This is a genomic window from Myxococcus sp. AM011 (genome assembly GCF_013372595.1).
Classification (GTDB): Bacteria; Myxococcota; Myxococcia; order Myxococcales; family Myxococcaceae; genus Myxococcus; species Myxococcus eversor.
This window is the reverse complement of the sequence record NZ_JABXEM010000327.1, coordinates 1-11,582: the sequence shown is the minus strand read 5'-3', so window position 1 is coordinate 11,582 and position 11,582 is coordinate 1. Positions and strand designations below refer to the sequence as shown.

Below are 11,582 nucleotides of genomic sequence, written 5' to 3'. Positions count from 1 at the left end.
GCTACACCCACCCCACCCCTGTCCAGGCCCGGGCGTTCCGGCCCGTGATGGAGGGCAAGGACCTGATTGTCCGCAGCAAGACTGGCACCGGCAAGACGGCCGCGTTCGGCCTGCCGTTGTTGGAGAAGATTCCCGCGGATGAGAAGCGCGTGCGCGCCCTCATCCTCTGCCCCACGCGCGAGTTGGCGATGCAGGTGGCGGACGAGCTGCGGTCCCTGGGCAAGAACAAGGGCGTGAAGGTGGCGGCCATCTACGGCGGCGCCTCCATGAAGCAGCAGGAGGACGCGTTCGAGGAGGGCACGCCCATCATCGTCGGCACGCCCGGCCGCGTGTTCGACCACATCAACCGGGGCAACCTGAAGCTGGACGGGTGCGACCACGCGGTGCTGGACGAAGCCGACGAGATGCTCAACCAGGGCTTCTACGAGGAAGTCACCCGCATCCTCGACCGTCTTCCGAAGGCGCGCCAGGTGCTGCTCTTCAGCGCCACCGTCCCCACGGACATCCAGAACCTCATCGCCCGGTACACGACGAACGCGGAGACGCTGCTGTTGTCCGGCGACGTCTTCACGGTGGAGCACATCCACCACGTCCGCTACGACGTGTCGGACGCCTTCCCCAAGCCGCGCAACCTCATCTACATCCTGGAGAAGGAGGAGCCGCCCAACGCCATCATCTTCTGCAACACGCGGGATGACACGGCGCTGGTGACGGCGGTGCTCAACCGCAACGGCTTCGACGCGGAGCTGCTCAACGGAGACCTGCCGCAGAAGGAGCGCGAGCGGGTGATGGGCAAGGTGAAGCGCGGCGAGGTGGCCTTCATGGTCGCCACGGACATCGCGGCGCGCGGCATCGACATCTCCGGCCTCGAGTACGTCATCAACTACTCGCTGCCCGAGGACCCGGCCGTGTACCTGCACCGCGTCGGCCGCACCGGCCGCATCGGAAACAAGGGCACCGCCATCAACCTCTTCTCCGGGCGCGAGCTGGCGACGTACACCGTGCTGGAGAAGAAGTACGGCATCAAGTTCGAGCGGCAGGAGATGCCCGCGCCCGAGGAGGCGATGCGCCTCTGGACGGAGCGCCACGTGCGCGAAATCCAGGAGGCCTCCGGCTCCTCCATCTTCGAGGGCTTCCTGCCCCTGGCCGCGCAGTTGAAGAACAAGCCGAACGCGGACGACCTGGTCGCCTTCCTGCTCAAGTACTTCTTCAGCCGCATGCGCATGGAGAAGGCCCAGCAGGCCCAGGAGACCGAGGGCCGCGAGCCCGCTCCCGCGCGCAAGACCGAGAGCCGGAGCGAGGGACGTGGACGCGGCGGTCGCGACGAAAAGCGCGAGCGCGGAGGTGAGCGTCGCGAGCGGAGTGGCGAGGACCGGCGTGAGCGGGGGGGCGAGAAGCCCATGGCCCGCCCGGAGCACCCGGACCGCGAGCGCCGTCCGCGTCGTGACGAGCCCCGTCGGGAGCGAGACGCGGGCGCCATCCGAGGCCCCGCGGCGCTGGAGGCGGGCCCTGGCGAGGTGAAGCTGTGGGTCAACCTGGGAACGGCGGACGGCCTGGGGCCGGGAAGCATCGCCACGGCCCTGGAAGACGCCGGCGCGCCGCTGGGGAAGATGGTTCGCGCGGAGCTGCGCCCCACCTTCGCATACGTGTTCGTCGCGGAGGACGACTCCCCGGGGTTCGAGGCGCTCAACGGCAAGCAGCACGGAGCCAAGACGCTGCGCGTGGAGAAGAGCAAGCCGCGCACCGAGCGCGAGCCCGGCACCCGTCCGCCCCCGTCTCCCGACGCGGGCCCCGGCGAGGTGAAGCTGTGGACCAACCTGGGCAGCGATGACGGCATGGACGAGGCGAAGCTGCCCGCCGCGCTGGAGGCCGCCGGTGCTCCCGCTGGCAAGGTGCTCAAGGCGCTGCTGCGTCCCACCTACGGCTACGCCTACGTGGCCGAGGCGGATGCGCCGGCCTTCGAGGCGCTCAACGGCAAGCTGCACGGCGACAAGCCGCTGAAGCTGGAGCGGCACCGTCCGCGCGGCTCGCGCGAGGAGCGTCGTCCCCGCCTGGAGTCGCTGCCGGACCTGCCGGGCCAGGTGCGCCTGTGGGTGGGCCTGGGCAGGCAGGACGGTCTGGATGAAGCGGGCGTCACCGCCGCGCTCGAGGCCGCCGGTGCTCCCGCTGGCAAGGTGGTGCGGATGGACCTGCGCCCGACCTACGCGTACGTCTTCGTCGCCGACGAGGACGCCGCCGGGTTCGAGACCACGCACGGCAAGCAGCACGGTGAGCGCACGCTGAAGGTCGAGCGCGCTCGCAAGAAGTAGGTCAGGTGGTTCTCCCCGGGAGGCACGTGCTTCCCGGGGCCGCCGCGACGGCGCACTGACTCAGGTCAGGCGCCTGACTTCTCCGCGGCCTTCCTGCGCCGGGCCCGGTGGTAGTGGGCGGTGCACAGGCCCCGGGCCAGCACGGGCCGCTCGCAGGTCGGCTCGCCGCAGCGCACGGGCTCCGGCCGCTGGGACCTCGCCGCGAGAGGCCCCGCGCTGAACATCATCTCAGCGACTTCCAGCATCCGGTCCACGTCCTGGCGCGACAGCCGACGGGCCCGGACGAAGCCCTCCAGCCGGTGGGCACCCGCGTCGTCCACGTCATCCAGGCGGAGCAGCTCCCACAAGGGCAGCTCCAGCGCGACGGCCACCTGGAGGAGCGTCTCGTAGCTGGGGCCTCGCTCTCCACGCTCCAGCAGTGAGGCGAAGGACACGGAGATGCCACACCGGGCGGCGAAGTCCTCCTGGGTGAGGCCCCGGCGCTCTCGAAGCGCGCGAATCCGACGGGCCAGGCCCTGCAGGTGTCCGTTCACCGTGGAAGCATCCGCAGGGCCGGGAGACATGGCAGTTTCCTATGGTAGCGCACCCCTTCTGTTAAGGTCTTTCGCGCGGGGCGGGACCTCTTGGACCCACCGCAGTCACCAGGAGCACTGCGAAACATGAGCGCCGTCGAGGGTACCAACTACTTCTTCCGCAAGGCCGCGCGGATCATGGACGTGGGCACCCCCATCGAAACGCTGCTCGCCACGCCGCTGCGCGAGGTGAAGGTCCAGGTCTCCATCGAGATGGACTCCGGCGAGATTCGCACCTTCCTCGGGTACCGCATCCAGCACGACAACAGCCGGGGCCCCATGAAGGGCGGCCTGCGCTACCACCCGGGCCTGGACCAGGACGAGGCCGCGTCACTCGCCTCGCTGATGACGTGGAAGACGGCCGTGGTGAATGTGCCCTATGGCGGCGCCAAGGGCGGAATCGCGTGCGACCCGTCTCAGCTCAGCATCAAGGAGCTGGAGCGGCTGACGCGAAAGTTCGTCGACCAGATTCAGGACGTCATCGGCCCCACGCGAGACATCCCCGCGCCCGACGTCAACACCAATCCCCAGGTGATGGCGTGGATCATGGACCAGTACTCGCGCTACCACGGCCACTCGCCCGCCGTCGTCACGGGCAAGCCGCTGGAGCTGTACGGCTCCAAGGGCCGTGAGGCGGCCACCGGGCGGGGCCTGTTGTACGTGTGCCGCGAAATCCTCCGCGACTTGAACCTGCCGGTGAAGGGCACGCGCTTCGCGATTCAGGGCTTCGGCAACGTGGGCAGCCACACCGCGCAACTCCTGTGGGAGGACGGGGGCGTGGTGGTGGCCGTGTCGGACGTGCTGGGCGGCGTGCGCAACCCGCAGGGCCTGGACGTCCCTTCCCTCTTCGAGCACGTCAAGCGCACCGGCACGGTGACGGGCTTCGGCGGCGGCACGGCGTGCACCAACGAGGACGTGCTCGCGGCCGACTGCGAGGTGCTCATCCCCGCGGCGCTCGGCCACGTGCTCACCCGGGACAACGCGAACGCGGTGCGCGCGCGCCTCATCATCGAGGGCGCCAACGGCCCCACCCAGCCGGAGGCCGACGAGGTCTTCGAGAAGCGCGGCATCTTCGTGGTGCCGGACGTGCTCGCCAGCTCCGGCGGCGTCACGGTGAGCTACTTCGAGTGGGTGCAGAACCTCCAGCACCTGTCCTGGGAAGAGGACCGCGTCAACGCGGAGCTGGAGAAGACGATGAAGGAGGCCTACGAGCGCGTGGCGCAGATTGCCCGCTCGCGGAAGGTCTCCATGCGGACGGCGGCCTACATCCTGGCCATCGGCCGGGTGGGCAAGGCCACCGTGCTGCGCGGCATCTGACGCGCTCGGGCGTGCCCGTTCGGGGCGCGGCCAGGCAAGCCTGCCGCATCGCGGCAACCCGGGACGGCGGACACCCAGGTGCTGACTGTCCCTTCCGAACGGGGCGCGCTTCCGCTACACGCGCGCCCATGGTCACCCTCCAGGACATCCTCGCCGCGCGGGAGCGTCTGCGCGACGCCATCCGCCCCACGCCCTGCCCCGCCTCGGACTACTTCACCGAGCGGACGGAGTGCGCGGCGGTGTACTTCAAGATGGAGAACCTCCAGCGCACGGGCGCCTTCAAGGAGCGCGGCGCGCTCAACAAGCTGCTGACGCTGACGGCGGAGGAGCGGAAGCGCGGGGTCATCGCCGCGTCCGCCGGCAACCACGCGCAGGGCGTCGCCTACCACGCGCGTCGGCTGGGGGTGAAGGCGACCATCGTCATGCCGGAGCGCACGCCGCTCATCAAGGTGTCGCGCACGCGGGATGACTATGGCGCGCGCGTGGTGCTCAAGGGCGCCAACTACGACGAGGCCTACGCGGAGGCGCTGCGAATCCAGCAGGACGAGGGGCTCGTCTTCGTGCACCCGTTCAATGACCCGCATGTCATCGCGGGCCAGGGGACGCTGGGGCTGGAGCTCCTGGAGCAGTGGCCGGACGTGGAGGTGGTGCTGGTGCCCATTGGCGGAGGCGGGCTCATCTCCGGCGTGGCGTGCGCGCTGAAGGAGAGCAAGCCGGGCATCATCGTGGTGGGCGTGCAGACGTCCACCATCGACAGCATGAAGGCGTCCATCGAAGCGGGGAAGCTGGTGGAGCTGCCCGCGGCGGGGACCACCATCGCGGATGGCATCGCCGTGAAGAAGGTGGGGGAGCTCACCTTCCCCATGGTGCGCAGGTACGTGGACGCGGTGGTGTCGGTGGACGAGGAGGAAATCGCGGCCGCCATCCTCACGCTGCTGGAGCAGGAGAAGAGCGTGGTGGAGGGCGCGGGCGCGGTGGGCGTGGCGGCGGTGCTCAACGGCCACGTCCCGCAGGCGAAGGGCAAGCGCACCGCCATCATCCTGAGCGGCGGCAACATCGACATGAACGTCATCAGCCGCATCATCGAGCGCGGCCTGGTGAAGGCGGGCCGCCTGGTCCAGTTGGAGGTGCGGCTGCCGGACCGGCCCGGGATGCTCGCTCGGCTGACGTCGCGCATCGCCGACCTGAGGGCCAACGTGGTGGACCTCCACCACGAGCGCGCCTTCTCCAAGGCGGGGCTGGGCGAGGCCATGGTGGAGGTGACGCTGGAGACGACGGGCCCTGCCCACATCCGCGAGCTGGAAAAAGCCCTGGAGGAGCTTGGCTGGCAGGTGGCCCGCAAGTAGCTGGGGTCTTGCGCGCGAGCGGCGGGGCTCGGCCATACTGGGGGCATGCGTTCCCTGTTCGTCGCGCTCCTGCTCGCCGCCTCGCCGCAAACGCCTGCCCAGAAGGCGAAAGAGCTCTCCGGGCAGAAGTCCTGGGAGGAGCTGTACCTGGCCTTCTCCTCCGGCGACGCGAAGGCGGTCCCCGAGGAGCAGCGGGCCACGGTGTCCGGCGCGCTGGTGAAGGGCTGCCAGGCGCTGATGAAGGACGACTCGGTGATGGCGTACTCCATGGGTGAGCGCGCCGTCCTGTACGAGGAGTCCGCGCCGGCCCTGCGTTGCCTGGCGAGCGCCGCGCAGAAGACGGAGCAGCGCGCGGCGGCCGAGTCCGCGCTGGTGAAGGGCGTGACGCGCTTCCCGAAGGACGGGAGCTTCCCGCTGGAGCTCGGCAAGCTGCTGCTGGAGGAGCAGGACTTCGTGGGCGCGCAGGCGGCGCTGGAGAAGGTGCCTCCCCGCGCGAAGGAGTCCGCCGAGGCGAAGAAGCTGCTCCAGACCGCCCGCCAGCACACGCTTCAGGAAGACGCGGCCCGCTCCGAGGCCACGCGCATCTCCCGGCGCCTCGGAAACGCCTCCGCGCAGCCCGGGCAGACACGGCCCGCGAGCGCGATGGGTGGCGATGAAGCCGCGGTGGTGTCGCTCGAGACGCGACCGGGGATGAGCGTCCGGGCACCCAAGGTCGGCTTCGAGTCCGGGGTGAGCGCCAATGGCATGCGGGTGCGCTCCAACAGCCGGTTCGTCATCAGCTACTTCAACAATGATCGCGACTTCGGCCAGCGCGCTGACTACGAGGGGCACATCGTCGAGATACTCACCGAGGCCTACCACTTCACGCGAGGCGTGCTGGGCGAGGCGAGAGAGTCCGCCGTGTCCGTCAAGCTCTACTCCGCCCAGGAGTTCGGCTCGGTCTTCGGCGGGCGCGCGGCGAGGATGGTGGCCGGGCGGTATTCCGACAATGGCATCGCCATCAACAACGCCATGGAGCTGACGAAGCAGACCAAGGCCACGCTCGTCCACGAGTACGTCCATGCCACGGTCGCCGATATCTGCGGCGGGGGCGACGGGGACATGGTCTTCCTGCCCATCTGGTTCAACGAGGGCCTGGCCATGTTCGTGGAGTGGAAGTACCTGGACGTCCCGGGCCCGGACATGGAGATGGTGGATCAGATGCGGACGGTACTGGCTGACCCATCCTTCGGTGGGCTCATCAGCGTCCGGCAGATGATGGACGTCGCCCCGATGAACACCCCCAACGCGCCCATGGCGTATGCCATCTCCGGACTGGCGGTCCAGGAGCTGATGCGCCGGGAGGGCGCCCACCGCCTGCTGACCCTCACCCGGGATGTGTGCAAGCGGAAGGTGCGGTTCGAGGCGGCGCTGAAGACCCACTACGGAATGACCCTGGAAGAGCTCGACTCGGAAGTCGAGAAGGTCGTCCGGAAGAGGTAGCTGCCGGGCAAGCGCGGTCCATTTGGTTTACCCCTCCCCGGGAGTCTCCTACACTCGGAGCCCCCCCATTTGCGCTGCGACGGTAACCGGGCAGTCCGCCGTCCGCAGCAAGGTGACGGATGTCGGACACGCGCGCAGCAATGAGAGAATTTCGCTTCCTCGACGAGAAGCGGAAGCTGGGAAGCCTGTCTCCCGTGGAGGAGGCGCGCTGGGGTGAGCTGCGTGGTCTCCTCGGCGTTCAGGACACCCCTGCGTCCGACGCCTCCACCTGGCAACAGCCGGAGGCCGCCCCCCAGGGCTACTACGGCGCCGATGGCCAGTGGTACGCCTACCCCGCCGGCTATGAGCAGCAGCCGCAGGGCTACTACGGCGCCGACGGCCAGTGGTACGCCTACCCCGCCGGCTATGAGCAGCAGCCCCAGGGTTACTACGGCGCCGATGGCCAGTGGTACGCCTACCCCGCCGGCTACGACCCGAACCAGGCCTACGACCCGAACCAGGCCTACGACCCGAACCAGGCCTATGCCCAGCAGCAGGGCTACGACCCGAATCAGGCCTATGCGCAGCAGGGCTATGATCCGAACCAGGCCTACGCGCAGCAAGGCTACGACCCGAACCAGGCCTACGCCCAGCAACAGGGCTATCCGCAGCAGGGCTACGACCCGAACCAGGCCTACGCGCAGCAGGGGTATGATCCGAATCAGGCCTATGCCCAGCAGCAGGGCTACGACCCGAACCAGGCCTACGCGCAGCAGCAGGGTTACGACCCGAACCAGGGCTGGCCCGCGGCGACTCCGGAGGCCCCGGCCGCCGACCCCGCGCAGCAGGCCTACTACGCTGGCTACGAGCAGCCGGCCCAGGAGCCCTATACGCCTCCGGCCCCGGAGCCGGAGAACCTGGCCCTCAGCTCGGACGACATCGACATCCCCGCGCTGAGCGAGCCCGCTCCGTGGATGGCTCCGAGCCCCACGCCCCCCGGTGGTGCCGCCCCGGTGGCCACGTCCGAATCCTCCTCGTTCGAGGACGTGCTGGAGGTCTCGGAAACGGATGTCTCCGGCACGGAAGCGTACGAAGACGCCTCGGCCCTCCAGGACGGAGCTTCGGCGTCGAGCTACCAGGAAGTCGACCAGGGAGCGGCGGCGGGGTTGAGCGCGGAAGAGGACTTCGGAGAGCTCGCCGAGCAGGTGGAGCCCGAGGCCGCGCGGCATGAGCCGGAGACTTCGCTCGAGTCGTCCTTCGCGGACCTCTCGCTGGAGGTCGAATCGGCCTCCGACGATTCATCGTCCACCGTGCTCGAAGCCCAGCCGTCCGAGGAAGCCACCCTCACGGCCTCCGAGTCCGAAGTGGAAGTCCCCTCTTCGGAAGTCGAACTGCTCGACGCGACGGCCGACAGCGAGCCGATGCTGGCCGAGGACCACGCCCCCACTTCGCTCGATGACGCCTGGGACTCCGCGCCGCTGGCCGTGGACCCGCTGGAGTCGTCCGCGACGGACCTCGCTGACGCGAATGACGTCATCGACGTCGGCGCGACGGAGAGCGCCGAGCCCATGTCGCTCGAAGCGAGCGATGTGACGGAGCTGTCTTCGAACGACGGTGCCGCGCTCGACACGGGCGCGGAACCGGACTTCACCGAGGCGGACGCCGGGACACTGAACGACGCGGCCTACGAGTCCTTCGAAGAGCCGAACGTGGGCGACTCCGCCTTCGCGGCCCAGGAGACTGGCACCGAAGGCTCCACGGCAGCCGAGCACCCCGGCTCCGTCGGCGCGGAAATCTCGCTCGATGCGTCCGACATGGTCGAGTCCACCTCGTCGGTGGAGTTCGCGGAGTCAGCGCCCGAGTCGCAGTTCGAGGAACTGGCGCTCGACGCGGCGGAGACGACCTCCAGTGGTTGGGACTCCGCGGCGTCGGCCGAGAGCGAGCATGGAGACTCGGACGTCTCCACGTCGCCCGCCGTCGAGGAGATCTCTCTCGACGCCGCCGATGTGAGCGTTGACGCCTCGTCCGAGGGTTTCCCCTCCGGCGAGTCGACGAACACCGAGGCACAGGTCTCCATGTTGGCGGGCACCGAGACCTCGGATGCAAGCGGCTGGACAGCGTCCGAGGAAGCGGGAGCCGCGTCGGAGCTGTCGGCTTCGGTCCTGGATACGGAGTCCGCTCCCGAGGGGAGCTCGAGCGAGGAACCGTTCGAGGACGCAGCGGTTCACGGTGAGCCGCCCACCTTCGAGGTGGGGGACCTGGGCGTGGAGGCGGAGGCCACGTCTTCGGCGGAGTCGCCTTTCAACACGGATGCCGTGCCTTCGCTGGAGCTGCGCTCCGTGCAGGTCGGGCCTGATCTCCAGGCGGACACGATTGAGGTCGCTACCCACGGGTCGTCATCCTTCGCGGCGACGTCGCTCCGTGAGTCGGTTTCGGATGGATTCGACCTGAGCGGCAGTCCCGAGGAGGCCGTACCGCTCGCGACCGCGGGTGACTTCCTGGAGCATGGGCAGTACTCGGCCTCGAATGAGCGGGGCCTGGACCTTCCAGCCGACACCTCGGATGGAGAGTGGGCCGCGCAGTCGGGTGAGTTGGAGCCCCTCGCGAGCAGCGCGGGCCTCGCTTCGGAGCAGGCCGCGCCCAACGAGCCGCAGTCCGACTGGGGTTCCACGGAGGCGGCCTCGACGGAGGGCACCTCGGAGTGGAACGAGACGGCCACCGAATCTCCCGCGCCGAGCGCGGAGGTCATCGAGCTTCAGTCCGAGTGGGCCGCTGCCTCCACCGACGAGGCCACGCAAGGCAACGACGGAGCAGAGTGGGCAGCGACGACGGAGCAAGCGCCCGAGACCGCCCAGGCGGAGTGGTCGACGGCCGAGCCGCGGTCCGAGTGGGCCGCGGAGTCCACCGCTGAGCCGCAGCCCGAGTGGGCCGCCACCGAGGAACTCCCCGCTGACGCCGCGCAGGGCGAATGGTCCGCGTCCACGGCTGACACCACCACCACGGCGCAGCCCGAGTGGGCTGCTACCGAAGAGCTTCCTGCGGACGCTGTCCAAGCGGAGTGGGCCGCTACGAGCGAAGTAGCCACTGCCCAGCCCGAATGGTCCGCCAGCGCCGAGGAACTCCCCGCCGACGCCGTCCAAGCCGAGTGGTCGACGGGCGAAGCAGCCCCCGCCACCGCGCAGCCCGAGTGGGCCGCCGCCGAAGAACTCCCTGCTGACGCTGTCCAGGCAGAGTGGTCGACGAGCGAAGCCGCCCCCGCGCAACCCGAATGGGCGACGACGGAAGAGGCTGCTCCGGAAGCCGTCCAGACCGAATGGTCGGCGGCATCCACGAGTGACGAAGCCACCGCTGCTCAGCCTGAATGGGCCGCGATGGAGGAGCTGGCACCGGACGCAGTCCAAACTGAGTGGGCCACGGAGTCCACGGCCAACGCCCCGCAGCCCGAGTGGGCCACGTCGACGAGTGACGCGGTCGCCACCGCGCAGCCCGAGTGGGCCGACACCGAGGAACTCCCCGCTGACGCCGTCCAGGCTGAATGGGCGACGACGGAGACTCCCGGCGAGCCGGCCGCCACTACGGCGCAGCCCGAGTGGACCGCGACCGAGGAACTGCCCGCCGACGCAGTCCAGAGCGAGTGGTCCGCGTCGACGACTGACACCGCCGCCACGGCGCAGCCCGAGTGGGCCGCTACCGAGGAGCTTCCGGCCGACGCAGTCCAGAGCGAATGGTCCGCGTCGACGACTGACACCGCCGCCACGGCGCAGCCCGAGTGGGCCGCTACCGAGGAGCTTCCGGCCGACGCAGTCCAGAGCGAATGGTCCGCGTCCACGGCTGACACCGCCGCCACTGCACAGTCTGAGTGGGCCGCCACCGAAGAGCTTCCGGCCGACGCAGTCCAGAGCGAATGGTCCGAGTCCACGGCTGACACCGCTGCCACCGCGCAGCCTGAGTGGGCCGCCACCGAGGAACTCCCCGCTGACGCCGTCCAGGCCGAGTGGTCGACGAGCGAAGCCGCCACCGCCACCGCGCAGCCCGAATGGGCGACGACGGAAGAGGTTGCGCCCGAAGCTGTCCAGGCCGAGTGGTCCGCGTCTACCGCTGACACCACCACCGCGGCACAGCCCGAGTGGTCCGCCACCGAAGAGCTTCCCGCCGACGCCGTCCAGGCCGAGTGGTCGACGAGCGAAGCCGCTCCCGTCACCGCACAGCCCGAATGGGCCGCCGAAGAGCTTCCCGCCGACGCCGTCCAGGCCGAGTGGTCGACGAGCGAAGCCGCTCCCGTCACCGCACAGCCCGAATGGGCCGCCGAAGAGCTTCCCGCCGACGCCGTCCAGGCCGAGTGGTCAACGGGCGAAGCCGCTCCCGCCACCGCGCAGCCCGAATGGGCCGCCGAAGAGCTCCCCGCCGACGCCGTCCAGGCCGAGTGGTCAACGGGCGAAGCCGCTCCCGCCACCGCACAGCCCGAATGGGCCGCCGAAGAGCTTCCCGCCGACGCCGTCCAGGCCGAGTGGTCAACGGGCGAAGCCGCTCCCGCCACCGCGCAGCCCGAATGGGCCGCCGAAGAGCTCCCCGCCGAC

6 protein-coding genes are annotated in these 11,582 nt (G+C 69.8%); 5 read left to right on the top strand and 1 reads right to left on the bottom strand.

Annotated elements, in window-relative coordinates:
• Nucleotides 1-2,309, top strand: a 2,309-nt coding sequence (locus HUW62_RS41695) for a DEAD/DEAH box helicase (protein ID WP_176437588.1), incomplete at its 5' end; no start/stop codon positions are given.
• Between the two features lie 65 nt (nt 2,310-2,374).
• Here the strand turns inward: HUW62_RS41695 and HUW62_RS41690 are convergent.
• Nucleotides 2,375-2,872, bottom strand: coding sequence for a helix-turn-helix domain-containing protein (locus HUW62_RS41690; RefSeq protein WP_163865489.1), 498 nt, complete (start codon nt 2,870-2,872; stop codon nt 2,375-2,377).
• A 96-nt stretch (nt 2,873-2,968) separates the two neighbouring features.
• Between HUW62_RS41690 and HUW62_RS41685 the strand changes: the two genes are divergently transcribed.
• The 4 genes from HUW62_RS41685 to HUW62_RS49740 all read left to right on the top strand — a co-directional run.
• Entirely contained in the window at nt 2,969-4,198 is a 1,230-nt protein-coding gene (locus HUW62_RS41685; protein WP_163865490.1) for a Glu/Leu/Phe/Val dehydrogenase, read from the top strand.
• An 11-nt stretch (nt 4,199-4,209) separates the two neighbouring features.
• Nucleotides 4,210-5,544: a threonine ammonia-lyase gene (gene ilvA / locus HUW62_RS41680; RefSeq protein ID WP_275902373.1), complete on the top strand. Its 1,335-nt coding sequence runs from the start codon at nt 4,210-4,212 to the stop codon at nt 5,542-5,544.
• Nucleotides 5,545-5,589: 45 nt separating this feature from the next.
• Nucleotides 5,590-7,026, top strand: coding sequence for a hypothetical protein (locus HUW62_RS41675; RefSeq protein ID WP_163865492.1), 1,437 nt, complete (start codon nt 5,590-5,592; stop codon nt 7,024-7,026).
• Between the two features lie 140 nt (nt 7,027-7,166).
• Nucleotides 7,167-11,582: hypothetical protein (locus HUW62_RS49740; protein ID WP_176437587.1), on the top strand; the 4,416-nt coding region annotated here is incomplete at its 3' end.